Source organism: Streptomyces sp. NPDC040410, from assembly GCF_055595715.1.
On record NZ_JBVIVK010000012.1, the window covers coordinates 258,542 to 282,132 of the forward strand.

The 23,591-nt window shown below is 71.4% G+C and carries 20 protein-coding genes and 3 pseudogenes; 16 read left to right on the top strand and 7 right to left on the bottom strand.

What is annotated here, in order from left to right:
• The first annotated feature begins 75 nt into the window (after positions 1–75).
• On the top strand, positions 76–1,119 hold the full coding sequence (locus ACZ562_RS24410; protein WP_471182790.1) for a zinc-dependent alcohol dehydrogenase family protein: 1,044 nt from the start codon (positions 76–78) through the stop codon (positions 1,117–1,119).
• On the opposite strand, the pseudogene ACZ562_RS24415 reads toward ACZ562_RS24410, so the two are convergent.
• The 3 genes and pseudogenes from ACZ562_RS24415 to ACZ562_RS24425 form a co-directional block, all read right to left on the bottom strand.
• Positions 1,100–1,701: pseudogene (locus tag ACZ562_RS24415) on the bottom strand (GNAT family N-acetyltransferase). The gene ACZ562_RS24410 and the pseudogene ACZ562_RS24415 sit on opposite strands and share 20 nt — an antisense overlap.
• 62 nt (positions 1,702–1,763) lie before the next feature.
• Positions 1,764–1,964, bottom strand: a complete 201-nt coding sequence (locus ACZ562_RS24420) for a helix-turn-helix transcriptional regulator (RefSeq protein WP_471182792.1) — start codon at positions 1,962–1,964, stop codon at positions 1,764–1,766.
• Between the two features lie 196 nt (positions 1,965–2,160).
• Positions 2,161–3,078, bottom strand: a complete 918-nt coding sequence (locus tag ACZ562_RS24425) for a sugar phosphate isomerase/epimerase family protein (protein ID WP_471182795.1) — start codon at positions 3,076–3,078, stop codon at positions 2,161–2,163.
• Between the two features lie 164 nt (positions 3,079–3,242).
• Here ACZ562_RS24425 and iolC point away from each other — a divergent pair, with 164 nt between their 5' ends.
• The 5 genes from iolC to mmsA are packed head-to-tail and all read left to right on the top strand — an operon-like array spanning position 3,243 to position 9,348.
• A complete protein-coding gene (iolC, locus tag ACZ562_RS24430; protein ID WP_471182797.1) occupies positions 3,243–4,193 on the top strand; it encodes a 5-dehydro-2-deoxygluconokinase in 951 nt (316 codons plus the stop codon).
• Positions 4,190–5,071 (top strand): Cgl0159 family (beta/alpha)8-fold protein, encoded by an 882-nt coding sequence (locus ACZ562_RS24435; RefSeq protein WP_471182800.1) that lies wholly within the window; start codon positions 4,190–4,192, stop codon positions 5,069–5,071. The genes iolC and ACZ562_RS24435 overlap by 4 nt, the downstream gene beginning before the upstream one ends.
• A 7-nt stretch (positions 5,072–5,078) precedes the next feature.
• A complete protein-coding gene (gene iolB / locus ACZ562_RS24440; RefSeq protein ID WP_471182802.1) occupies positions 5,079–5,927 on the top strand; it encodes a 5-deoxy-glucuronate isomerase in 849 nt (282 codons plus the stop codon).
• A complete protein-coding gene (gene iolD / locus ACZ562_RS24445; protein WP_471182804.1) occupies positions 5,924–7,825 on the top strand; it encodes a 3D-(3,5/4)-trihydroxycyclohexane-1,2-dione acylhydrolase (decyclizing) in 1,902 nt (633 codons plus the stop codon). The genes iolB and iolD overlap by 4 nt, the downstream gene beginning before the upstream one ends.
• A gap of 14 nt (positions 7,826–7,839) precedes the next feature.
• On the top strand, positions 7,840–9,348 hold the full coding sequence (gene mmsA, locus ACZ562_RS24450; protein ID WP_471182807.1) for a CoA-acylating methylmalonate-semialdehyde dehydrogenase: 1,509 nt from the start codon (positions 7,840–7,842) through the stop codon (positions 9,346–9,348).
• Between the two features lie 61 nt (positions 9,349–9,409).
• Here the strand turns inward: mmsA and ACZ562_RS24455 are convergent, their stop codons facing one another.
• Entirely contained in the window at positions 9,410–10,249 is an 840-nt protein-coding gene (locus ACZ562_RS24455) for an SCO4651 family lipoprotein (RefSeq protein ID WP_471182809.1), read from the bottom strand.
• 78 nt (positions 10,250–10,327) lie between these two features.
• Here ACZ562_RS24455 and ACZ562_RS24460 point away from each other — a divergent pair.
• From ACZ562_RS24460 to ACZ562_RS24475, 4 genes and pseudogenes are all read left to right on the top strand, one after another.
• Positions 10,328–10,656 (top strand): annotated as a pseudogene (locus ACZ562_RS24460) (hypothetical protein); the annotation flags it as partial.
• A gap of 218 nt (positions 10,657–10,874) precedes the next feature.
• A complete protein-coding gene (locus ACZ562_RS24465) occupies positions 10,875–13,511 on the top strand; it encodes a CocE/NonD family hydrolase (RefSeq protein ID WP_471182812.1) in 2,637 nt (878 codons plus the stop codon).
• Positions 13,508–14,362, top strand: coding sequence for an ABC transporter permease (locus ACZ562_RS24470; protein WP_471182815.1), 855 nt, complete (start codon positions 13,508–13,510; stop codon positions 14,360–14,362). The genes ACZ562_RS24465 and ACZ562_RS24470 overlap by 4 nt, the downstream gene beginning before the upstream one ends.
• A 147-nt stretch (positions 14,363–14,509) precedes the next feature.
• Entirely contained in the window at positions 14,510–16,072 is a 1,563-nt protein-coding gene (locus ACZ562_RS24475; RefSeq protein WP_471182818.1) for a vWA domain-containing protein, read from the top strand.
• A gap of 252 nt (positions 16,073–16,324) precedes the next feature.
• Here ACZ562_RS24475 and ACZ562_RS24480 read toward each other — a convergent pair whose 3' ends face one another.
• Entirely contained in the window at positions 16,325–16,735 is a 411-nt protein-coding gene (locus ACZ562_RS24480; RefSeq protein WP_471182821.1) for a rodlin, read from the bottom strand.
• Between the two features lie 465 nt (positions 16,736–17,200).
• On the opposite strand from ACZ562_RS24480, the gene ACZ562_RS24485 reads away from it, so the two are divergent.
• The 6 genes from ACZ562_RS24485 to ACZ562_RS24510 all read left to right on the top strand — a co-directional run bounded on the left by ACZ562_RS24485 (position 17,201) and on the right by ACZ562_RS24510 (position 20,797).
• Positions 17,201–17,428 carry a chaplin gene (locus tag ACZ562_RS24485; RefSeq protein ID WP_471182824.1) on the top strand — a complete coding sequence of 76 codons (228 nt, stop codon included), beginning with the start codon at positions 17,201–17,203 and terminating at the stop codon, positions 17,426–17,428.
• Positions 17,429–17,530: 102 nt separating this feature from the next.
• The gene (locus tag ACZ562_RS24490; RefSeq protein ID WP_471182827.1) at positions 17,531–18,352 is read left to right on the top strand and encodes a chaplin; all 822 of its coding nucleotides are present in this window, start codon (positions 17,531–17,533) and stop codon (positions 18,350–18,352) included.
• Between the two features lie 213 nt (positions 18,353–18,565).
• Positions 18,566–18,805, top strand: coding sequence for a chaplin (locus tag ACZ562_RS24495; protein ID WP_471182830.1), 240 nt, complete (start codon positions 18,566–18,568; stop codon positions 18,803–18,805).
• A 186-nt stretch (positions 18,806–18,991) separates the two neighbouring features.
• Positions 18,992–19,489, top strand: a complete 498-nt coding sequence (locus tag ACZ562_RS24500; protein ID WP_471182831.1) for a DUF5949 family protein — start codon at positions 18,992–18,994, stop codon at positions 19,487–19,489.
• Positions 19,489–20,073 carry a vitamin K epoxide reductase family protein gene (locus tag ACZ562_RS24505; protein WP_471182834.1) on the top strand — a complete coding sequence of 195 codons (585 nt, stop codon included), beginning with the start codon at positions 19,489–19,491 and terminating at the stop codon, positions 20,071–20,073. The genes ACZ562_RS24500 and ACZ562_RS24505 overlap by 1 nt, the downstream gene beginning before the upstream one ends.
• A 199-nt stretch (positions 20,074–20,272) precedes the next feature.
• Positions 20,273–20,797, top strand: coding sequence for a hypothetical protein (locus ACZ562_RS24510; protein ID WP_471182836.1), 525 nt, complete (start codon positions 20,273–20,275; stop codon positions 20,795–20,797).
• Between the two features lie 126 nt (positions 20,798–20,923).
• On the opposite strand, the gene ACZ562_RS24515 is transcribed toward ACZ562_RS24510, so the two are convergent.
• Both ACZ562_RS24515 and ACZ562_RS24520 read right to left on the bottom strand, forming a co-directional pair.
• Positions 20,924–22,753, bottom strand: a complete 1,830-nt coding sequence (locus ACZ562_RS24515) for a DUF4012 domain-containing protein (RefSeq protein WP_471182838.1) — start codon at positions 22,751–22,753, stop codon at positions 20,924–20,926.
• A 9-nt stretch (positions 22,754–22,762) separates the two neighbouring features.
• A pseudogene (locus ACZ562_RS24520) lies at positions 22,763–23,365 on the bottom strand (sugar transferase); the annotation flags it as partial.
• Positions 23,366–23,591: the final 226 nt, after the last annotated feature.

Sequence of the window (23,591 nt, forward strand, 5' to 3'; positions counted from 1 at the left end):
AGCCAGGCGGCGGCAGCCGGGCGTCTGGCACTGCGGCGGCCCGGAAGGCGAACCGAGCGAAAAGGGAGGCGCCTGATGCGGGCAGTGGTGTTCGAGCGGTACGGGGAGCCGGCCGAGGTGCGGGAGGTGCCGGAACCGGAGCCCGCGGAGCACGGTGTCGTCGTGCGCGTCGAGGCCACCGGGCTGTGCCGCAGCGACTGGCACGGCTGGCAGGGCCACGACCCGGACATCACGCTGCCGCATGTGCCGGGCCATGAACTCGCCGGTGTGGTCGAGGCGGTGGGTGACCGGGTGACCGGCTGGTGTCCCGGCGACCGGGTCACCGTTCCGTTCGTCTGCGCCTGCGGGAGCTGCGGGGCGTGTGCGGCGGGCGACCAGCAGGTGTGCGAGCGGCAGACCCAGCCCGGGTTCACCCACTGGGGCTCGTTCGCGCAGTACGTGGCGCTGGACCACGCCGACGTGAACCTGGTCGCCGTACCCGGCGCGCTGTCCTTCGCCACGGCGGCCTCGCTCGGCTGCCGGTTCGCCACGGCGTACCGCGCGGTCGTGCAGCAGGGCCGGGTGGCGGCGGGGGAGTGGGTCGCGGTGCACGGCTGCGGGGGCGTGGGCCTTTCCGCGGTGATGATCGCGGCGGCTTCGGGCGCTCGGGTCGTCGCCGTCGACGTGTCACCGGCGGCCCTGGACCTGGCGCGGAGGTTCGGGGCCGCGGAGTGCGTGGACGCGGCACGGACACCGGACACGGCCGAGGCGGTCCGTGACCTCACCGGCGGCGGCGCCCACCTCTCCCTCGACGCTCTGGGCTCGCCCGCCACCTGCGCCGCCTCCGTCAACGGCCTGCGCCGCCGCGGCCGTCATGTCCAGGTCGGGCTGCTGCCCTCACCCACCGGCACCACCCCCGTCCCCATGGCACGCGCCGTCGCCCTGGAGCTCCAACTGCTCGGCAGCCACGGCATGGCGGCGCACACCTACCCGCCGATGCTGGAGCTGGTGCGGGCGGGTGTACTGCGCCCGGACCTCCTGGTGGCGTCCACCATCACCCTGGACGCGACACCCGCCGCGCTCGCGGCGCTGGGGACGGCGCCTGGGGCGGGCGTGACGGTCATCGAGCCGTGGAGCTGACAGCGGCCGCCCACTCGCGGTCGAGCATCGACATCAGCACCTCGTCGACCCACTCCCCGTCCCGCAGCGCCGCCTCCCGGCGGACTCCCTCCACCACGAACCCGACCTTCTCGTACACGCGCAGGGCCCGGTGGTTGTGGCCATAGGCCTCCAACTGTATCCGGTGCAGCCCGAGTTCCTCGAAGCCGTACCCGACGATGAGCCGCGTCGCCTCGGTGCCGAGCCCCCGGCCGCGGCCGCGCGGCCCGAGGAGGGTGCGGAAGGTGCAGCCGCGCGCGTCCGGGTCCTCCCCCACTCTCGGCTTCGCTCGAGCGGGGGGACCTCCATGTGGAGGACGACCTCGCCGACGAGCTCGCCCGTGGTCCGGTCGGTGACCGCGAGGTCGAGCCGGTCGGACCGGGCGGCTCGTGAGCCGTACCAATCACGCAGCCGCTCCAAGGTCAGCTCCGTGGACGGCTCGAAGGTGAAGCGGATGACCTCGGGGTCCTGGATGATCTCCCAGACGGCCTCCGCGTCCTGCTCGGTGAACGGCCGCAGTACGGTTCTGTCGCCGGTGAGGACGGGTTTGACGGAGAAGCTCATGGGACGACTGTGCCCGGCGCGCTAAAGGAGGCACAGTTCTTTTTCCGGGGGCGGCCGCGTGGTCAGTCCGGTCTCCGGCCGCGATTGCCCGGACGGGACGCCACCCACGCCCGGACGGTGTCCGCGTACCAGAACGGCTTGCCGCTCTCCACATGGTCGGGCGGTGGCAGCAGACCGTGCTTGCGGTAGGACCGTACGGTGTCCGGCTGCACCTTGATGTGCGCCGCGATCTCCTTGTACGACCAGAGCCTTCGGTCGGTCATGAGCTGCACCTCCGCGCCGGCGATCACAAGCCTGTGCTCCGTGAACGACGGGGAGCGGGGGCAGGAACGGACTCGTGCGGCAGGTGTGACCCAATACCCGCGTACTCGGGATATCTGTAACAGGAAGCGGACATTTGTGACCGCTCAGCTACAGAACCCGGCAGACCCGTAGGTGCCCCGCCCAACCCCCGGAGGGCTACGCCCCGCACGACCTCAGGAACGCCCGCGTCCGCCGGGCGATCGGCAGCGGCTTGTCCGGCTCGCACGGGTACATGTCCTGCTCGACGATCGCGAACAGGTCGACGTCCAGCCTCTGCGCCGCCTCCAGCACGGGCCCCAGCGCGGGCACCCCGGACGGCGGTTCGCACATCACACCGCGCGCGACGGCGGGCCCGAACGGAACCCCGTCGGCCCGTACGTCCGCCAGGATCTTCGGGTCCACCTGCTTGAGGTGCAGGTACCCGATCCGCTCGCCGTAGGTCTCGATGAGCTTGACGCTGTCGCCGCCGCAGTACGCGTAGTGCCCGGTGTCCAGGCACAGCGAAACCAGCGACGAGTCCGTTCCGTCGAGGAAGCGGACGACGTTCTCCTCACTGTCGATGTGGGTGTCGGCGTGCGGGTGGACGACGATCTGCAGGCCGTACCGCTCGCGGACCTCCCGCCCGAGCCGCTCGGTCAGCGAGGTCAGGTTCCGCCACTGCCGGGGCGTGAGCGTGTCCGGCTCCAGCACCTCACCCGTCTTGTCGTCCCGCCAGAAGGACGGGATGACGACCAGATGCCGGGCGCCCATGGCCTGGGCCAGGGCCGCGTTGTCCGCGACGTGCGTCCACGTCTTCTCCCACACGTCCGCGCCGTGGTGCAGACCCGTGAAGACCGTGCCGGCCGACACTTTCAGGCCACGCCGGGCCGTCTCGTCGGCGAGGACGGCCGGGTCGGTCGGCAGGTACCCGTACGGACCCAGCTCGATCCACTCGTAGCCGGAGGCGGCCACCTCGTCGAGGAAGCGCCGCCAGGGGACCTGCTGCGGGTCGTCCGGGAACCAGACGCCCCAGGAGTCGGGGGCCGATCCGATCCGGATGCGGGACAGTGAGGGCTGAGGTGACATCGACGTCATGGCCGCCAGCGTGCGGATCCCGGCCAAGAGTGTCAAGACCTCGTCAGAATGTCTGGACAAAACATTGACAGGGCCATGGGCGCGGGACTACAAACCGGGGAGAGCCGATAAGAGCCGAGACGAGCCGGCACGACGGCACGACACGACGGCACGAAGGGAAGTCGATGGCGTACGACCTGATCACCATGGGGCGGATCGGAGTGGACCTCTATCCGCTGCAGACGGGCGTCCCGCTGCCGCAGGTGTCGTCCTTCGGCAAGTTCCTCGGCGGTTCGGCGACGAACGTCGCGGTCGCAGCGTCCCGCCTCGGTCGCCGTACCGCGGTGATCACGCGCACCGGCGACGACCCGTTCGGCACCTACCTGCACGAGGCGCTGCGGGACTTCGGCGTCGACGACCGCTGGGTCACCCCGGTGCCCGGACTGCCCACCCCGGTCACCTTCTGCGAGGTGTTCCCGCCGGACGACTTCCCGCTCTACTTCTACCGGCAGCCCAAGGCGCCCGACCTGGAGATCGGCGCCCACGAGGTCGACCTGGACGCCATCCGCGAGGCCCGCGTCTTCTGGGTCACCGGCACCGGCCTGAGCGAGGAGCCCAGCCGCACGGCGACCCTCGCGGCCCTCGCCCACCGGGCCAAGGCCGGGACGACGGTCTTCGACCTCGACTGGCGGCCGATGTTCTGGACGGACCCGGAGTCCGCCCGCCCCTTCTACACCGAGGCCCTGAAGCACACCACCGTCGCCGTCGGCAACCTCGACGAGGTGGAGGTCGCCACCGGCGTGCGCGAGCCGCACGCCGCCGCCCGGGCCCTCCTCGACGCCGGCGTCGGGATCGCCGTCGTGAAGCAGGGCCCCAAGGGCGTCCTCGCCGTCAGCAGGAACGGTGAGACGGCCCAGGTCCCGCCCCTCCCGGTCAACGTCCTCAACGGCCTCGGCGCCGGTGACGCCTTCGGCGGCTCCCTCTGCCACGGCCTGCTGGAAGGCTGGGACCTGGAGAAGATCATGCGGCACGCCAACGCGGCCGGCGCCATCGTCGCCTCCCGCCTGGAGTGCTCCTCCGCGATGCCGACACCTGACGAAGTGGAAGCGGCGCTGACCGCGGGGGCCGTCCTGTGACCGTCGACGTTCCGGAACTCGTCCGCATCCGCACCCGGCACCCCGAGGCGATCGCCGAGGCCGCCGCCCGCCGGGTCCGCCGCCCGCTCCTCGGCGACTCCGGACGGCTGATGATCGTCGCAGCCGACCACCCGGCCCGCGGCGCGCTCGGCGTCGGCGACCGCGACTTCGCCATGGCCAACCGCGCCGACCTGCTCGAACGCCTCTGCGTGGCCCTGTCGCGGCCCGGCGTCGACGGCGTCCTCGGCACCGCCGACATCCTGGACGACCTGCTGCTGCTCGGCGCCCTCGACCGCAAGGTCGTCATGGGCTCGATGAACCGCGGCGGCCTGCAGGGCGCCTGCTTCGAACTCGACGACCGTTTCACCGGCCACCGTCCCGAGGACCTCCAGCGCCTCGGCTTCGACGCCGGCAAGCTGCTGCTGCGCATCGACTACGACGACCCGGGCTCCCTCACCACCCTGGAGTCCACCGCCCGTGCCGTCGACGACATGGCCGCCCGCCGGCTCCCCGTCTTCGTCGAGCCGTTCATCAGCCACCGTACGGACGAGGGAGGGCTCCGCAACGACCTGAGCGCCGAGGCCGTCACCAAGTCGATCGCCATCGCCTCCGGGCTCGGCGGCACATCGGCGTACACCTGGCTGAAGGTCCCGGTCACCGACAACCCCGGCGACATGGCCGAGGTGATGGAGACCTCCACGTTGCCCGCCGTCCTGCTCGGCGGCGATGTCGGGGACGACCAGGACAGTGCGTACGAGAAGTGGCGCGGAGCGCTCCAGCTCCCCACCGTCCGGGGCCTGGTGGTGGGCCGCTCGCTGCTGTACCCGGCCGACGGCGGGGTGGCCGCGGCCGTGGACACCGCCGTAGGACTGCTGTGAGGGCCGCATGACGAACACAGAGCCGCACGCCACGACGGGCAACGGGCTGTACGTGCCGAAGGGGACCACCGCCGGCGCACAGTACGCCCTCGACATCGGCCCCGAGCGGGCCGGCTGGACCCACAGCAGCCTCAGGATCGTCGAGCTCGCGCCGGGCGGCACACACACCTTCAGCACCGGCGACAGCGAGTGGATCGTCATCCCGCTGCACGGCGGATGTACTGTCCAGACAGGTGCCGAACAGTTCCAACTCCTGGGCCGGAAAAGCGTGTTCGCGTCAGTCACCGATTTCGCTTACCTGCCCCGGGACGTCCGGGCACAGATCGCCTCCGACGCGGGAGGCCGCTTCGCCCTGGCAGGAGCGAGGTGCGAGCGACGACTCCCCGCTCGCTACGGCCCCGCGTCGGAGGTTCCGGTCGAGCAGCGCGGCAGCGGCACCTGCACACGCCACGTCCGCAACTTCGCCTCCGCCGACGCCTTCGACTGCGACAAGCTCATCGCGGTCGAGGTCGTCACACCCGGCGGCAACTGGTCCTCCTACCCGCCGCACAAGCACGATGAGCACCGGCCGGGCGAGGAAGCGGAGCTGGAGGAGATCTACTACTTCGAGATCGACGGCCCGAACGGTTTCGGCTATCAGCGCGTCTTCCCCTCCCGCGAGGGCGGATCGGACGTCCTCGCCGAGGTCCGCTCCGGCGACGCCGTCCTCGTCCCCGACGGATGGCACGGCCCGTCCATCGCCCAGCCCGGCCACGCCATGTACTACCTGAACGTCATGGCCGGTCCCGGCGAGACGCGGGAGTGGCGGATCTGCTTCCACCCGGCCCACGTCGAAACTACAGAGGGTTACCGATGACTCCGACGACCTCGACGGCCTCGACGACGAGGCTCACCGTCGCCCAGGCGCTCGTCCGCTTCCTGTCCGCCCAGTACACGGAGCGGGACGGCATACGGCAGCGGCTGATCCGCGCGACCTGGGGCATCTTCGGCCACGGCAACGTGGCGGGGCTCGGCCAGGCACTGATCGAGTACGCCGGCGACATGCCCTACCACCAGGGCCGCAACGAGCAGTCCATGGTGCACGCGGCCGTCGGCTACGCCCGCCAGTCGAACCGCCTGTCCACGCACGCGGTGACGACCTCGATCGGCCCGGGCGCGACGAACCTGGTCACCGGCGCCGCCCTCGCGACCGTCAACCACCTCCCGGTCCTGCTCCTGCCCGGCGACACGTTCGCAAGCCGCCCGGCGGACCCGGTGCTGCAGCAGCTCGAAGTCCCGTACGCGGGCGACGTTTCGGTCAACGACTGTCTGCGCCCGGTGTCGAGGTACTTCGACCGCGTCACCCGCCCCGAGGCCCTGCTCCCGGCGGCCCTCCAGGCCATGCGGGTGCTCACCGACCCCGTCGAGACCGGCGCCGTGACCCTGGCCCTCCCGCAGGACGTCCAGGCCGAGGCGTACGACTGGCCGGACGAGTTCTTCGCCGAGCGCACCTGGGTCGTCCGCCGTCCGGGCGCCGACCCGACCGAACTCGCCGAGGCCGTACGGGCGATCCGCGCGGCCCGCCGGCCGCTGGTGATCGCGGGCGGGGGAGTGCACCACAGCCGCGCCGAGGAGGCCCTCGCCGAGTTCGCCGGCACCACCGGCATCCCGGTCGCCTCCACCCAGGCCGGCAAGGGCTCCCTGCGCCACGACCATCCCCAGGACGTAGGCGGTGTCGGCCACACCGGCACTGCGACGGCCGACGAACTGGCCCGCCAGGCCGACCTGGTGATCGGCGTCGGCACCCGGTACACCGACTTCACCACCGCCTCCGGCACGCTGTTCACCGGTGACGGCGTCCGCTTCCTCAACCTCAACATCGCCCCGTACGACGGCCACAAGCTCGCCGGGATGCCGCTCGTCGCGGACGCCCGCAGCGGCCTGCAGGAGCTGACCGAGGCGCTGGGCATGCACGCCTACCGGGTAGCCGGCCCGTACGTCGCCGAGTACACCGAGGACAAGGAGCGCTGGGACCAGCGCGTCGACGCCTGCTACGAGGCCGACGAGCCGGACGTACGCCCGACGCAGCCGCAGGTGATCGGCGCGCTGGACGCGATCGTCGACGAGTCGGACGTGATCATCAACGCGGCCGGTTCGCTCCCCGCCGACCTGCACAAGCTGTGGCGGGCGCGGTCCCGGGACCAGTACCACCTGGAGTACGGCTACTCCTGCATGGGCTACGAGATCCCGGCCGCGATCGGCGTGAAGCTGGCCGCCCCGGACCGGCCCGTGTGGGCGCTGGTCGGCGACGGCACGTACCTGATGATGCCCACGGAGATCGTGACCGCCGTCCAGGAGGGCGTCGCGATCAAGATCCTGCTGGTGCAGAACCACGGGTACGCGTCCATCGGCGGCCTGTCCGAGTCGGTGGGCGGCGAGCGGTTCGGCACCGCGTACCGCTACCGGTCCGACGACGGTACGTACACGGGGGCGCCGCTCCCGGTCGATCTCGCCGCGAACGCGGCCAGCCTGGGCATGCGCGTCCTGCGCGCGAAGACCGTACGCGACCTGCGGGCTGCGCTCGCCGAGGCACGTGTCTCCGACACTCCCACATGTGTCTACGTCGAGACCGAAACGGCAGACAGAGTGTCGGGGGCGCCCCCCGCGCAGGCCTGGTGGGATGTACCTGTGGCCGAGACCGCGACCCGCCCGTCGGCGGTCAAGGCACGTGAGCTGTACGAACGGCACGTCTCCACCCGACGCCGCCATCTGTGAAGGAGTACTCGGTCATGACGAAGATCGTCAACCACTGGATCGGCGGCAAGACCGTCGAAGGCGCCTCGGGTACGTACGGGCCGGTCACCGACCCGGCGACCGGCGCGGTCACCACGAAGGTCGCGTTCGCGACGGCCGGCGAGGTGGACGCGGCCGTGGCCGCCGCAAAGGACGCCTACGCGACCTGGGGCCAGTCCTCGCTCGCCCAGCGCACCTCGATCCTGTTCAAGTTCCGTGCGCTGCTGGACGCGCACCGCGACGAGATCGCCGAGCTGATCACCGCCGAGCACGGCAAGGTGCACAGCGACGCGCTCGGCGAGGTGGCCCGCGGTCTGGAGATCGTGGACCTCGCGTGCGGCATCAGCGTGCAGCTGAAGGGCGAGCTGTCGACGCAGGTCGCCAGCCGCGTGGACGTCTCGTCGATCCGGCAGCCGCTGGGTGTGGTCGCCGGCATCACGCCGTTCAACTTCCCGGCGATGGTCCCGATGTGGATGTTCCCGATCGCCATCGCGTGCGGCAACACCTTCGTGCTGAAGCCGAGCGAGAAGGACCCGTCGGCCTCCCTGAAGATCGCCGAGCTGCTCGCCGAGGCGGGCCTGCCGGACGGTGTCTTCAACGTCGTGCACGGCGACAAGGTGGCCGTCGACCGACTGCTGGAGCACCCGGACGTCAAGGCCGTCTCCTTCGTCGGCTCCACCCCGATCGCCCGCTACATCCACACCACCGCCGCCGCGAACCACAAGCGCGTCCAGGCCCTGGGCGGTGCCAAGAACCACATGCTGGTGCTGCCGGACGCCGACCTCGACGCGGCCGCCGACGCCGCCGTCTCCGCCGCCTACGGCTCGGCGGGCGAGCGCTGCATGGCCATCTCGGCCGTGGTGGCGGTCGGTGCGATCGGTGACGATCTGGTGGACAAGATCCGCGAGCGCGCCGAGAAGATCAAGATCGGCCCGGGCAACGACCCGACCTCCGAGATGGGCCCGCTCATCACCAAGGTGCACCGGGACAAGGTGGCGTCCTACGTCACCGGCGCCGCCGCCGAGGGCGCCGAGGTGATCCTCGACGGTTCGGCGTACACCTTCGAAGGGGCCGGCTTCGAGGACGGCCACTGGATCGGCATCTCGCTGCTGGACAAGGTGCCCACGTCGGCGAAGGCCTACCAGGACGAGATCTTCGGCCCGGTGCTGTGCGTGCTGCGCGTCGACACCTACGAGGACGGCGTCGCGCTGATCAACAGCTCGCCGTTCGGCAACGGCACCGCGATCTTCACCCGGGACGGCGGCGCCGCCCGCCGCTTCCAGCTGGAGATCGAGGCCGGCATGGTCGGCGTGAACGTGCCGATCCCGGTACCCGTCGGCTACCACTCCTTCGGCGGCTGGAAGGACTCGCTCTTCGGCGACCACCACATCTACGGCAACGACGGCACGCACTTCTACACCCGCGGCAAGGTCGTCACCACCCGCTGGCCCGACCCGTCCGAGGCCCCGGCCGGCGTCGACCTCGGCTTCCCGCGCAACCACTGAGGCCGTACGGTGCCCCGTCCTGCCGGATGTTCCGGGCGGCGGGGCACCGCCGTGTCCGGGGTCAGCCTCCCTGCGCGGAGGCCTCCTTCAGCATCTCGGTGACGTCGGCCGTCTGCGAGGCGGGCGGCGCCTGCACCGCGGCCGTGGCACCGAACTTCTCGAAGTCCATGGTGACGGTCACGGCGCCCATCTCCTGCTTCAGACGGACCGGCAGGTTGTCGGCCCCGATCCACACGTCCATGGTGATGGTGTCGCTGCCGCCGGTCATCGAGTTGAGCAGGTTGTCCTCGTCCGAGTACGCCTCCTTGAACCTGCCCAGCTGGTCCTTGCCGAGCACCGCCCGGTAGTGGGTGGCGCTCCGCCCGTCCACCGTCTGCCTGCCGAGGTCCTCGACGTCGTCCGCGTACTTGAGGCTCCGCAGGGACGTCACCGGGCTGGCCCCGCTGCTCCCGCTGAAGGCCTGTGCGCCTTCCTCGCCGAACACCGCCGACGTGTCGACCTTCATCCACTCCTTGCCCGCGAGCGGGCCGGAGGGCTGCGGGTCGATGTCGTAGTAGTAGGCACCGCCCACGAGCAGGCAGCGGATCGTCGGATCGTCCGTCAGCGTCTCCATCTGAGCCGCCTTGGTGTCCATCTGGACGTCGTACGCGTAGCCGTCGCCCCAGGAGTACGTGCCGTCCATGGCGACCGGCTCGCCCGTCCCCATGTCGGCGGTCAACTCGACCTGGGCGGAGCCCAGACCCTCGGTCCGGTCCGTGGCCCGGGCGAGCGCCGCCATGATCGTGTCGGCCTTGTCCACCGTGTCGGCGGCCTGCTTCACGCCCTCCGCGCCGCACGCGGTCGTCACGACCACAGCCGCCGCCGTGAACCCCACCCAGGCAGCGGTGTACCTCAGCTTCATCTGTCCCCACCCGTTGCTGTGTTTCGACTGTGACAGGGACCTTAGCCCGTCCGGATTCCCGACTGCCGCACGTTTTGGTTCGCCTCGGCCCGCGACAAGGCCCGGCCCGAGCCGGTCAGCACCCGCTTCGCCGAACTCGGCCGCTTCGGCTCCCCCCGGGTCGCCACGCTCGCGGGACGTCCCCCGCGCGCTGCTCTGCTTCGTCGACCTCACCGGCGCCGGTGTCGCGCTGGCGGGCAGCGTCGGCGCCCTCGCCACCGCTGCCAACGCCCTCGCGTCCACGGAGGGACACCCTGTACGGCGTGACGGGCGTCTCCGTGACCTGCCACTACCTGCTCGTCGCGGTCGCCGCGTCGCTCGCCCGCCGCGGCGGCCACCGGCACCCGCCCGCCTGGCGCATGCCACTTCCGGACGGGCGGCATCAGCGCCGCCACCCTCTGCCGGGCCCTCTGCCTGCGCCACGCCGCGGCACCCGCCGGCTGGTGTCGCGGCGCGGGCGCCCTGAGAGCAGGCTCCGAGTACTGCGGCCGCTGTACGCCGACACCGGCCCGTACGCCCCAGGGAGGGCCCGGAGTTCGGCCTCCGGTCGGCAACGGCCGAAAGGTCGACCCCGTACCGTTGAAACATGGATCTTCGACTGCCCGGTCTGCGGGGGCCACGGCGGCCGCGACGGATCGTCTCTGCCGTGGCTGCCGTCGTCGTACTCGCCGGTGCCGGTACGTGGACGGCCGTAGCCGACGACGACGCGCCCCCGGTGCACCGCACCGACCGGATCATGGCCGTGGACGGGGTCCGCCTCGACACCTCCTTCTTCACCTCCGGCTCCGGCCGCCGCCCGGCCGTCCTGCTGGCCCACGGCTTCGGCGGCAGCAAGGACGACGTACGGCAGCAGGCACAGGATCTGGCCCGGGACGGGTACGCGGTGCTGACCTGGTCGGCGCGCGGCTTCGGCAGGTCGACCGGGAAGGTCGGCCTCAACGACCCCGACGGCGAGGTGGCCGACGTCTCCGAGCTGATCGACTGGTTGGCGAAGCAGCCCCAGGTCCGGCTCGACAAGAGCGGCGACCCGCGCGTGGGCCTGGCCGGCACCTCGTACGGAGGCGCGGTCTCGCTGCTGGCCGCGGGACACGACGACCGGGTGGACGCCATCGCCCCGGCGATCACGTACTGGAACCTCGCGGACGCCCTGTTCCCGGACGGCGTCTTCAAGAAGCTGTGGGCCGGCATCTTCATCAACACGGGCGGCGGCTGCGAGAAGTTCGAGCCCGGACTGTGCCGGATGTACGAGCGGGTCGCCGAGTCCGGCACCCCGGACGCGCAGGCCAGGTCCGTGCTGGAGGCCCGTTCGCCGTCCGCCGTCGGCGACCGCATCAAGGTGCCCACCCTGCTGGTGCAGGGCCAGGCCGACTCCCTCTTCACCCTCTCCCAGTCCGACGCGGCCGCGAAGGCGATCCGTGCGAACGGCGCCCCCGTGGACGTCGACTGGATCGCGGGCGGACACGACGGCGGCAACCTGGAGGCCGGCCGCGTACAGGCACGTGTGACGGCCTGGTTCGACCGCTACCTCAAGGGCGACAAGGGCGTCGACACGGGCCCGGCCTTCCGTGTCACCCGCACCGGAGGGGTCGACTCCACCGACGGGACCATCCCGCTGAGGGGCGCGAGCGGAGACACCTACACCGGCCTGGACAACGCACGGAAGACGATCGCGCTGACCGGGCGCGAACAGAGCTTCGCCAACCCCGCCGGAGCCGGCCCGCCCGCCCTCTCCGCCCTGCCCGGCTTCGGCGGCTCCAGCGGCCTCGCCCAGCTGTCCGCGTTCGGCGTCGGGGTCTCCCTCGACTTCCGAGGCCAGTACGCGGCGTTCGAATCGGCACCGGTGACAAGCGGTCTGCGGATCACCGGATCCCCGACCGTCACGGTCCATGTGAAGTCCACGAGCGACGACGCCGTCCTGTTCGCCAAGGTGTACGACGTCGACGGCGCCGGTACCCGGCAGCTGCCCTCCCAGCTGGTCGCGCCGATCCGGGTCGAGGGCGCCAAGGCCGGCAAGGACGTGACGATCACCCTTCCGGCGATCGACCACCAGATCGACAAGGGGCACCGGCTCCGCCTGGTGCTCGCCTCCACGGACCTCGGCTACGCCTCCCCGGCGGCCCCCGCGACGTACACCGTGTCCCTGAAGGGCGACCTGACAGTGCCGACCGCCCCCGGGGTGAAGACGGCCTCCGCCCCCCTGCCCTCCTGGGTCTCGTGGCTGCCCCTGGCGGGCGCGGCCATCGCCCTGGCGCTCCTTCTGACGGCCCGCCGCCGCACCACCACCCCCGCGCCCGATCCGGAGCTGGCCGAAGTCCCGCTCCAGATCACGGACTTGAGCAAGAAGTACGCGAACGGCGACCGGTACAGCGTCCGCGACGTGTCCTTCCGCGTGGAGAAGGGCCAGGTCCTCGGCCTCCTCGGGCCGAACGGCGCCGGCAAGACGACGACCCTGCGCATGCTGATGGGCCTGATCAAGCCCGACGGCGGCGAGGTCCGCGTCTTCGGCCACGCCATCCGCCCGGGCGCGCCCGTCCTCTCCCGGGTCGGCGCCTTCGTCGAGGGCGCGGGCTTCCTGCCGCACCTCTCCGGCCGGGAGAACCTGGAGCTGTACTGGCAGGCGACCGGCCGCCCGCCCGAGGACGCACACCTGGACGAGGCCCTGGAGATCGCCGGCCTCGGCGACGCACTCGCCCGCGCGGTGCGCACGTACTCCCAGGGCATGCGCCAGCGCCTCGCCATCGCCCAGGCCATGCTCGGCCTGCCGGACCTGCTCATCCTCGACGAGCCGACCAACGGCCTCGACCCGCCGCAGATCCGCGAGATGCGCGAGGTGATGATCCGGTACGCGGCCGCCGGACGGACGGTGATCGTCTCCAGCCATCTGCTGGCGGAGGTCGAACAGTCCTGCACCCACCTCGTGGTGATGGACCGGGGCCGCCTCGTGCAGACGGGCCCGGTCGGCGAGATCGTCGGCTCCGGCGACACCCTGCTCGTCGGCACCGCCACGCCCGTGGAGGAGCCGGTCGTCGAGAAGGTGGCCGCGCTGCCCGGCGTCGCCTCGGCGGTCCGCACCGACGAGGGCCTGCTCGTACGGCTCGACCCGGACGGCACCGCCCGGCGCCTGGTCGCCGAACTCGTACGACTGGAAGTGCCCGTCGAGTCGGTCGGCCCGCACCGCCGCCTGGAGGACGCCTTCCTCACCATGATCGGAGGTGCCGCATGAGCACGCTCACCGAGGTCGCCTCGGGCTACCGGGCGGGCCGCACGCTGCCCCTGCGCGTCGAGCTGGTCCGCCAGCTCAAGCGCAGGCGCACGATGATCATGGGCGGTGTCCTCGCCGTCCTGCCGTTCGTCCTGCTCATCGCCTTCGCCATCGGCGGCGAGCCCGGTGGTCGCAACAACGCGGTGACCCTGATGGACACGGCCACCGCGTCCGGCGCCAACTTCGCCGCGGTGAACCTGTTCGTCTCCGCCGGCTTCCTCCTGGTGATCCCGGTGGCCCTGTTCTGCGGGGACACCGTCGCCTCGGAGGCCAGCTGGTCGTCCCTGCGCTACCTCCTCGCCGCGCCCGTGCCGCGCGCCCGGCTGCTGTGGTCCAAGCTCGTCGTGGGGCTCGGGCTCAGCCTGGCCGCGATGGTGCTGCTGCCGGTCATGGCGCTGGCCGTCGGCACGGCCGCCTACGGCTGGGGACCCCTGGAGCTCCCCACCGGAGGGTCGCTCGCGGCGGGCACTGCGGCCCAGCGGCTCCTGGTCGTCGTGGCGTACATCTTCGTGTCCCAGCTGGTCACCGCCGGCCTCGCGTTCTGGCTGTCGACCAAGACCGACGCCCCCCTGGGCGCGGTGGGCGGCGCGGTCGGGCTGACCATCGTCGGCAACGTCCTCGACGCGGTCACCGCGCTGGGCGACTGGCGCGACTTCCTGCCCGCGCACTGGCAGTTCGCCTGGGCCGACGCCGTACAGCCGCACGTCGAGTGGTCCGGCATGATCCAGGGCACCGCGGTCTCCACAACGTACGCGCTGGTGCTGTTCGCGCTGGCCTTCAGGGGTTTCGCCCGCAAGGACGTGGTGTCGTAGGTCAACGGAAGATCACCCACCGGTCTCGGCGGGCGTCCTTCGTGCCCACTTCGAGACCCTTCCGCAACGCTCCGCAGCGCACGATCCGGCCCCCTGCGCCGTCACAGTCACACACGCCGGCGTCAACGGACACAGGGGGCACGCCAGATGGAGACCCACCGCACACAACGACCGCGCGTATCGCGCCCACGCGCCACACTGCTCGCCCTCGTCGCCGCGGCCGGTCTGCTCGCCGGCTGCGGGGCGGGAGGCTCCGGCAGCAACAGCGCGGACCGCCCGAACCACAGCGAACGCCTCCCCGCCCCAGCCCCGGCCCAGAGCCAGGGCAGCGGCGAGGTACAGGACGGCGAACAGCACCAGGACGGCGCGGCCCGCGAGACCGCACCCTCGCCCGACTACCTCTCCACCTTCGCCCTCGACGTCGACACCGCCTCCTACGGCTACGCGCGCCGCACCCTCGCCGACGGACAGCGGCCGGACCCCTCCACCATCCGCCCGGAGGAGTTCGTCAACAGCTTCCGCCAGGACTACGAACGTCCCGACGGCAACGGCTTCACGGTCACCGTCGACGGAGCCCGCACCGACGAGGAGGACTGGTCCGTCGTCCGGGTCGGCCTCGCCACGCGGGGTGCCGAAGGGACCGGCGAACGCCCGCCCGCCGCCCTCACCTTCGTCATCGACATCTCCGGCTCGATGGACGAACCGGGCCGCCTCGACCTCGCCCGGAAATCCCTCAGCACGATGACGGACCGGCTGCGCGACGACGACTCGGTCGCCATCGTCACCTTCAGCGACGAGGCCGAGACCGTCCTGCCGATGACCCGGCTGGGCGACCACCGGGGCCGCGTCCACGACGCGATCGACAGCCTGGAGCCGACGTACTCCACCAACCTCGGCGCCGGCGTCGAGACCGGCTACGCCACGGCCGTCGAGGGCCTGCGCGAGGGTGCCACCAACCGGGTCGTCCTCGTCTCCGACGCGCTCGCCAACACCGGCGACACCGACGCGGACACGATCCTCGAACGCATCGAGGGCGCCCGCCGCGAACACGGCATCACTCTCTTCGGCGTCGGCGTCGGCAGCGACTACGGCGACGCCCTCATGGAACGTCTCGCCGACAGGGGCGACGGCCACACGGTGTACGTGTCCGGCGAGGACGACGCCGTCGAGGTGTTCTGCGAGCGGCTCCCGCAGAACATCGACCTCACGGCCCGCGACGCCAAGGCCCAGGTCGCCTTCGACCCCGCGACCGTCGCCGAGTTCCGCCTCGTCGGCTACGACAACCGCCAGGTCGCAGACGAGGACTTCCGCGACGACCGCGTCGACGGCGGCGAGGTCGGCCCCGGCCACACGGTCACCGCCCTGTACGCCGTACGCACCAAGCCGGGTGCCGACGGCCACCTCGCCACGGCCACCGTCCGCTGGCTCGACCCCGACACCCGGGCTCCGCACGAGGAGTCCGGCCGGCTGGAGTCCGGCTCCCTGGAGAACTCCCTCTGGGACGCGAACCCCCGCCTCCAGGTCACCGCCGTGGCCGCCTACTTCGCCGACGCCCTCCGTTCGGGAGACGACCGCCGGCGTTCCCTGCCCGGTGAGCTGGGACTCACCGAACTCGAGGACCGCGCCGACGAACTGGCGCGGACCACCGAGGACAAGGACGTACAGCAGCTCGCCGAGACGATCGGCCGGGCGAGGGACATCCGGTACTGACGCAGCCGTGCGGGTCCAGCCGGACCCGTTGGCCTTTCCGAGACCGAGGCGCTGTACCGCAAGTGACCGGATGACACGCGAACGGCGGGCCACCGGGGAACCGGTGACCCGCCGCGCCGAGCGGTGGCTTCAGCTGTTGCCATGACCGATGCACCGGCGACGGAAGGGGCGACAGCCGCGGTTGCCGACAGCTTCTTCATATTGAATCCCTTTGAAAAAGCCGATTTCCGCGAGACCGAATTCGCGCGCGGCTCAGCCGTTGCCGGTGCCGTTTCCGGACAGGACCGGGACGTCGCTCAGAATGTTCGAGAGCGGCTCGTCGCCCTTGAGCATGGTGGAGTTCTCGGCACACTGCTGGTTCTGCGGCGCCGACAGGACCGGGATGTCCTGGACTCCGACCGGCACCAGGCCCACGAGGGAGGCGGCGCTCGCCTTTGCGGGAAGGCCGATACAAGGCTTGTTGAACGAGCCCTGGACGAGGGCCATCTGCGGGCTCATGTCGCCGTAGGTGGCCGAGTTGCCGTATTCCTGGATGGCACCGCTGCCACTGGTGGACGTCACGTCGCCGTCGTTGCCGATCGCCAGTGCGGCCGGCGCGGTGGCAGCCGAGACCCCGACGACGGAAACGGCGACTGCGGCGGCAGCCATAACCTTGTTGATCACTTGCTGGTCCCTTCTGGAGAAACCCCGTCCACCGGAGCGACCTGGTTCAACTGCGGCCCCCGCGCATGGTTGCTCCTGTTCACTCCGATGGCCCACCTGGGTGAAGCCCCGAAACCAATTCCGTCACGCCCGGTTGATGCGAGGGGGTTGATCTCACCCCCTGGTGACCGCTCGGGCCGCCCCCGTTCCTTCCCCGCGTGGGCTGCCCGAGCCTTTCCGTGACAACGTCCGTCCGCCGACCGTCGTTGTTGCGAGTCGCCGAAACCGTGAATTTCGCCCGAGTGCGGTGCCGGTGCCGGTTGCGGGCGGGGCGTTCGGGTGAATTCCGGCGAAGGTGGTGTTCCGCAGTTGCTTCCGCCGTCTATCCCTCGTTTACAGCCTGCAGGTCATGACGCGAGCCGTTCATGCCGTGCTCGCTCGGTTCAGGCCGGCAAGCATGACCGCAGTAAATGGGAAGGAAAGTTCATGAAGAAGAGCGCTGCTGTCGTGGCGGGCGTGGTCATGGCCATGGGCCTGGCCGCCCCGGCCTTCGCCGACACGGATGCCAGCGGAGTCGCGGGGAGTTCCCCGGGCCTCCTCTCCGGCAACGTGGTCCAGGTTCCCGTGCATCTGCCTGCCAGCCTGTGCGGCAACTCCCTCGACGTCGTCGCCCTGCTCAACCCGGCGCTCGGCACCAGCTGCGTCAACGACTGACGCCGCCGCACCAGCCGGCCTGGCTGCCACGGCCGGCCTTGGGAAGCCCGTAAGGCGCCAAGGCCGGCTTTCCACTTCTCCAAGCAGGAAGAAAAACAAAAAGTGCGACAGACCCTGAGCAGGGGCACGATCGTGGCCGCCGCCGCGACGAGCCTCCTGTCCCTGTACACCGCCGCCGCCTTCGCCGACGCGGACGCGATGGGGACCACCGAGAACTCACCCGGTGTCCTCTCGGGCAACAACGTCCAGGTGCCGGTGCACAGTCCCGTGAATCTGTGCGGGAACTCCGTCGACGTGGTCGGCCTCCTCAACCCGGCGTTCGGCAACCTGTGCCTCAACGACGACTCGGACAGCGCCGGGTCGGACACGGCGCAGGCCGCCGCCTTCGCGGACGCCTCGAACTCGCCCGGCATCCTCTCGGGCAACAGCGTCCAGCTGCCGGTGAGCGCCCCGGTGAACACGTGCGGGAACACCGTCGACGTCGTCGGTGCTCTCAACCCGACGTCCGGCACGGGCTGCGGCAGCGCCGACGGGGCTTCCAGCACCGTGGACGTCCCCGCGAACGAGGTCGTCCCGGAGGCCCCGGTCGTCCCCGAGGTGCCTGACGCGGTCGTCCCCGAGGCGCCCGACACGGTCACCCCCGCGGTCCCGGCCGGCAGCGACGACACGCCGGCCACTGAGGTCGTCGTGCCGCGCACCGATTCCTCGGTCGGGTCGCCGAGCGCACCGCGTCCCGAGGCCGCGCCCGAGAACGAGACCGAGTTCACCACGCCGGTGATGGACGACGCCCCTCTCGTCGAGCGTGCGCCCACTCTGGCCCACACCGGCAGCGAGGACATGATCGCGGCCTCGGCCGCCGGTGCCGCGCTGCTCCTCGGCGGAGCGATCCTGTACCGACGCGGCCGGGTCGCGGCTCGTAGGTAGCACGCCGCTCCAGCACCCCGCACCCGCCCCCGGGGCCCGGCGTTCCGGGCCGTCCGTGGGCGGCGTGCGGCCGGTGCCCGGACTCTCGTACGGGCGTGACCGCCGGGTACGAGCATCACCCCAATGGCGGCACAACCCCCGGGCGCGCCCTGCGTTGACACAATGCCGGGCGGCCCGCCCGGTGTTGTGTCAATACCAAGGAGCATCTACTCCATGTTGCGTATCGCGAAGGGCCTGGCCCTGACCACCATCGCCGCTGCGGCCGTGGCGGGCACCGCCGGCGTCGCCGCCGCCGACACCGGCGCCCAGGCCGCCGCCACCAGCTCGCCGGGCGTCCTGTCGGGCAACGCCGCCCAGGTTCCGGTCCATCTCCCGGCCAACGTCTGCGGCAACACGATCGACGTCGTCGGCCTGCTGAACCCGTCGTTCGCCGGCATCTGCGCCAACGACTGACTTCGGCGCGGTCCTTTTCCGTCGGCCGCCCTCCCCGCCGGGAGGGCGGCCGACGCGCGCCCGGAACGGAAACGGGGGGACGTCCGCCGCCCGTGATCCCTCGTTCGTGTGGAGACCCTTCGGGCACTGGCCTGTACGGGTGAGAACCCGGCCGGCTTCGTTCCGGCGCGTCGATAAGGTTCCGCGGTGACCTCAACCTCAAGCGAAACGCGCCCTCTCCGCGCCGCCGATCTGGGTACCCTCGTCGTGCTGGCCTGGAGCGGTGCGGCCCCCGACGGCGAAATGCCCTACCTCCTCGCCTACTCCCTGGGGGACGGCGCCGGCGGCCCGGAGGCCTCGTCCGCCGCCGTCGAACGGCTGCTGCTCAGCACCGGACTGCGCCCCGGCGACGGACTCGTCGACGCTGCCGCCCGCCCGAGCCTGCCCATCAGCCTGCTCGTCGAGGCCGGTCACGCGGTTGTCACCATGCCCCACCTCAACGGCCGGTGCGTGCCGCCGCCGGAGTGGCTCACCGCCGTCCGCCGGCGCGGACACGCCTGCCTCGTGTTCACCACCCGGCCCTGGCCCGCGGCCGAGCCCGGCAAGCCCGTCCATCCCGACGCCCTGGCCGCCTTCGTGGGCGCCGAGGAGACACTCCACGCCGCGGCGCACGTCCTGCTGCCGGCCCGCAGCCTGCGCGGCTGATGGCCAGGACCGCGGGCGGCGGCCGGGGGTTCGCCCTGCTGCTGGTGGTCATGGGGGCGGCCGGACTGCTCGCTTCATGGGTCATCACGATCGACAAGTTCAAATTGCTGGAGGACCCGGACTTCACGCCGGGCTGCAGCCTGAACCCGGTGGTCTCCTGCGGCAACATCATGAAGAGCGACCAGGCCTCGGCCTTCGGCTTCCCCAATCCGATGCTCGGCCTGGTCTCCTACGCCATCGTGATCTGCGTCGGCATGAGCCTGCTGGCCGGCGCGAGGTTTCCCGGGTGGTACTGGCTGACCTTCGAGGCGGGTGCTCTGTTCGGCATCGGATTCGTGACGTGGCTGCAGTTCGAGTCGCTGTACCGGATCAGCGCGCTGTGCCTGTGGTGCTGTCTGGCGTGGGTCGCCACGATCTTCATCTTCTGGTACCTGACCTCCTTCACCGTACGGAACCGCTTCCTGCCCGCACCGGGCTGGCTGAGGACGTTCTTCGACGAGTTCACCCACGGACTGCCGCTGCTGCACGTCGGCGTCGTCGGGATGCTGATCCTGACGCGCTGGTGGGACTTCTGGACGGGCTGACCGAACGGGGGGCGCGGTTGCGCATACCCGCCTTCCGCGATGCGCCGAGCGCTCCCTCCATCCGGCGAATTCACCTCCGCCGTATGGCCACGCAGCCGCCCGTCCCGCTGCACTGGGCCCGAACGTTCATCCACGCAGGCACGCCCTGCCCGTGGGCGGTCGGCCGGACCGCCCACTCCGCATCACCTGGAGGTACGCGATGGTTTCGGCACGGTGGACGAAGGCGCTGGCCTGGCTGGCCGCCGCGGCGGAGGACCCGTGGGCCTGCCGGCACGACTGGCGGCGCGGCAGCACGGCCGTGCATCTCCTGGCCGCCGGGCGCTTGTGGGACGTGCTGATCGTCCCCGAACGCCTCGGTCTGCGCGCTGTCGGCCTCCTGGACGACCTTCCAGGCGTGCCCGGCCCCATACTGCTGGACGGCAGAGGCCGCCGCGTCGGGTTCTTCCTGCCGCCCGATCCCGCAGCCGGCTGGGTCGGCCCCGGCACCCGCTACGTCACGTCGGGAGGCTGGATCGCCGCCCCCGCGCCCCACTGCCGCTGGGGCAGCCTGCGGTGGCTCACCCCGCCCGACGGCAGCGGCACCCTCAACCGGCCCGCGCGCCTGGAGTTCGCCCTGCGCCGCGCGATGGCGGAACTGGCCCGCGACCACGGCAGCCCACAGCACCGGCGTCGGCCCCCACGCCGCAGCCTGTTCGCCCCTTCAGCGGTGCGAGGCGCCACTTGAGACGGGCGGCGGCTGCGAGTGGTGCATGCGGACACGGCCCTTGCCCGCTGCTTCGGCGGACGACGTCGACACCCGCGGACCGGAAAAGGGGACACACCGCGGACCCGGCCGTGGTCATGACGAACGTCAGTAACCGCACGGACCGTACGGCAGCACCGTGGCCTGCAGCGGCCGGACCAGCGGCTGACGCAGCACGGCCGGTGCGCGGTCGGTGGGCCGCTCCAACAGGTGCAGCACCAACGTGCGGCTGGAGCGCGCGGGCATTTCCAGATCGAGGGTGTAGACCGGATGGCCGCGCTCGACGGCCTGTCCCAGCAGCGCGGGCCGGCCGTCCAGGGTGGCATCGACCAGCTTCGCCTGCTCGCTGGCGTAGTACGAGACCAGTAGCCGGTTGTCGCCGGGCCGGGTGCGATAGGCCGGTTTGTCCAACCGCTGGGTGACATAGGTCGGGAGCCCCGAGACGGGTGCCTGGTTGGACAGCCGTACGCTCACGGTGACTTCGCGGCCGTTCCGGGTGCACCGGCCCGGGGCCCAGACCAGTTGGCGGTCGAGGTAGTAGTCCAGTTTGGTGCCCGCCGCGTTGGTCACCACCAGCCCGGCCAACGGCGCGGGTCCTTCCGGCAGGGCACCACCGAGCGGTCGTTGCTGAAGTTCACGCTGCTCACCGGGGTCGGCGCTCCACACCTTGATCCGCCCGTCCTTGAGCTGCTGTTGCAGCGCGGCGAACAGCGCCGGGCGGCGTGCCGGATCGTCCGAGGCGTGCAGCAGGCGGTCCGCGACCGCACGCGCCACGTCGAGGAAGAACGCCTTGCGCTTCGGGACGTTCTGGTAGGCCGCGTAGCTTGTGCGCTCGGTGAGATCCACGATGTTGGCCGCGGTGACGACGGTTCCGTCGGCCAGCGAGACGGAACCGGCCGCGGCGAGCATCCCGGACAGCGCGCCGGGATCGAGTGAGAAGGCGCCGTCCACCCTGTGGCCGCTGTGCGCGCTCCAGGCCGCGGCCCAGATGCGCGCGGCATACGGGAAGTGCGGGCTGATGTTGCTGTTGACCCAGGTGCTCGTCGGGGCACTCGGCCCGTACAGGGCGGTGTACTCGGCGGGCAGGTCGACCGCCGCACGGATGGCGGGCAGTTCGCTGTCGTTGCCGAAGTCCTCGAAGCGCAGTCGGCCCCGCTCCGCGGTGACCACTGCGAAGGCGCCTGGAAGCCCGCCGGTACCGCGTGCCTCCGCGGTGTTCTCGAACACCGCCAGGTACCGCCTCGGCCCGTCCGCTCCGAGCATCGGCGGCATCACACGGGCCGCCATGGCGGCGTCGTCCGTGACACTGCTGATCCGCGCGAGCTGTCCGGCGAGCCGGGTGCGGGCGCGGTCGGCGGCCGGAAGCCACGTGCCACCCGGCAACCCGGTCACCTCCGCCTGCACGCCCGAGGCGCTGTGCGCGGCCCGCTCGAGCAGGGGAGCCGCACGGCGCAGGGCCGCCAGGTCGAGGTGTCCACCGCCGTTTCCGGCCGTGGCCGCCAGTTCGGCGGCGGTGCGTGTCAGTGGGGACAGGACCTCATGGGTGAGCTGGTCGGAGGCTTCGGCGAGACCGCGCACGGTGCGCAGCGGCTCTCCCAGAAGAGGGAGGTGCGAGGCGGGATACCAGGCCGGCCCGGTGGTGAGCCGGTGCGCCCGGGCCGCATGTCCCGCGGCGCTGCGTACAGCGGTGTCGGCAGACCGCAGTTGGGCGGCCGGACCTGCCGCGGGCTGCGCGTTCACCTGCCCCCGCACCGTCTCGAGATCCCGCTGCGCGGCCAGCAGTTCGCTGCGCGCCAGCACGGCGGTGACTGCGATCCAGCCGACGCCTGCCAGGAGGAGGCCGGCGAAGGCGCACACCGACAACAGGACGCGGGGGTCGCGCAGCAGGCTGCCGACGGCACGGGCCGCGACGGTCTTCGGCAGGCGCAGCATTGTCATCGGCTTCCCTCAGTAGGCGCCGCTACTGCGCAGCACGGCGGGCAGGGTCCGGAAGAGGATCGCCAGGTCCAGTTTGAGCGACCAGGTGTCGACGTATTCGAGATCCAGGCGCAGGGCGTCCGCCCAGGCCAGGTCGGACCGCCCGCTCACCTGCCACAAACCGGTGAGTCCCGGCCGGACCTGGAGGCGGCGCCGGGCCTCCCCGGTGAACGCCGAGTCCTCGACCGGCAGCGGCCGGGGGCCGACCAGGGACATCTGCCCCTTCAGCACATTGACCAGCTGTGGCAGCTCGTCCAGGGAATAGCGGCGCAACCAGCGTCCGACCGCGGTCACACGGGGATCGTCACGGATCTTGAACAGGTGCCCGTCCGAGTCGTTTCGAGCTGCCATGGCCTTTCGCATCTTCTCGGACCCGACTTGCATGGTCCGCAGCTTGAGGACGTGAAACTCCTTGCCCTGCCAGCCCGTTCGCCGCTGCCGGAACAGCATGGGGCCCCGTGAGTCGACCTTCACGGCGAGGGCGGCCACCAGAAGGATCGGCGCCAGCAGCAGGAGCAGGGCGGTGGCCCCCAGCAGGTCGATGGTGCGCTTGGCCGCCCGGCCTCCCCGTGTCGATCGCCGGCTCGCGGCCGGCTGACGAAGAGCCGTCTCTGTAGCGGATACGACCATCTCTTATCCCTTCTGCGGCAGAACGAGTGAAACATCCTCCATGAAGAGGCATATGCACAGATCTATGGCTCAACTGGCTCATAACTGAGTAATAGATAGAAACACGACACTCATCCCAGCTCTGGCAATGACACAACAACTTGCCCCCGTCCAGGCCGGGCGGGGCGGC

What these genes read in the sequence shown, in the direction of transcription:
- ACZ562_RS24410 (WP_471182790.1), top strand. Translation starts at nt 76, where the DNA reads ATGCGGGCAGTGGTGTTCGAGCGGTACGGGGAGCCGGCCGAGGTGCGG.
- ACZ562_RS24420 (WP_471182792.1), bottom strand. Translation starts at nt 1,964, where the DNA reads ATGACCGACCGAAGGCTCTGGTCGTACAAGGAGATCGCGGCGCACATC.
- ACZ562_RS24425 (WP_471182795.1), bottom strand. Translation starts at nt 3,078, where the DNA reads ATGACGTCGATGTCACCTCAGCCCTCACTGTCCCGCATCCGGATCGGA.
- iolC (WP_471182797.1), top strand. Translation starts at nt 3,243, where the DNA reads ATGGCGTACGACCTGATCACCATGGGGCGGATCGGAGTGGACCTCTAT.
- iolB (WP_471182802.1), top strand. Translation starts at nt 5,079, where the DNA reads ATGACGAACACAGAGCCGCACGCCACGACGGGCAACGGGCTGTACGTG.
- iolD (WP_471182804.1), top strand. Translation starts at nt 5,924, where the DNA reads ATGACTCCGACGACCTCGACGGCCTCGACGACGAGGCTCACCGTCGCC.
- mmsA (WP_471182807.1), top strand. Translation starts at nt 7,840, where the DNA reads ATGACGAAGATCGTCAACCACTGGATCGGCGGCAAGACCGTCGAAGGC.
- ACZ562_RS24455 (WP_471182809.1), bottom strand. Translation starts at nt 10,249, where the DNA reads ATGAAGCTGAGGTACACCGCTGCCTGGGTGGGGTTCACGGCGGCGGCT.
- ACZ562_RS24465 (WP_471182812.1), top strand. Translation starts at nt 10,875, where the DNA reads ATGGATCTTCGACTGCCCGGTCTGCGGGGGCCACGGCGGCCGCGACGG.
- ACZ562_RS24470 (WP_471182815.1), top strand. Translation starts at nt 13,508, where the DNA reads ATGAGCACGCTCACCGAGGTCGCCTCGGGCTACCGGGCGGGCCGCACG.
- ACZ562_RS24475 (WP_471182818.1), top strand. Translation starts at nt 14,510, where the DNA reads ATGGAGACCCACCGCACACAACGACCGCGCGTATCGCGCCCACGCGCC.
- ACZ562_RS24485 (WP_471182824.1), top strand. Translation starts at nt 17,201, where the DNA reads ATGAAGAAGAGCGCTGCTGTCGTGGCGGGCGTGGTCATGGCCATGGGC.
- ACZ562_RS24495 (WP_471182830.1), top strand. Translation starts at nt 18,566, where the DNA reads ATGTTGCGTATCGCGAAGGGCCTGGCCCTGACCACCATCGCCGCTGCG.
- ACZ562_RS24505 (WP_471182834.1), top strand. Translation starts at nt 19,489, where the DNA reads ATGGCCAGGACCGCGGGCGGCGGCCGGGGGTTCGCCCTGCTGCTGGTG.
- ACZ562_RS24510 (WP_471182836.1), top strand. Translation starts at nt 20,273, where the DNA reads ATGGTTTCGGCACGGTGGACGAAGGCGCTGGCCTGGCTGGCCGCCGCG.
- ACZ562_RS24515 (WP_471182838.1), bottom strand. Translation starts at nt 22,753, where the DNA reads ATGACAATGCTGCGCCTGCCGAAGACCGTCGCGGCCCGTGCCGTCGGC.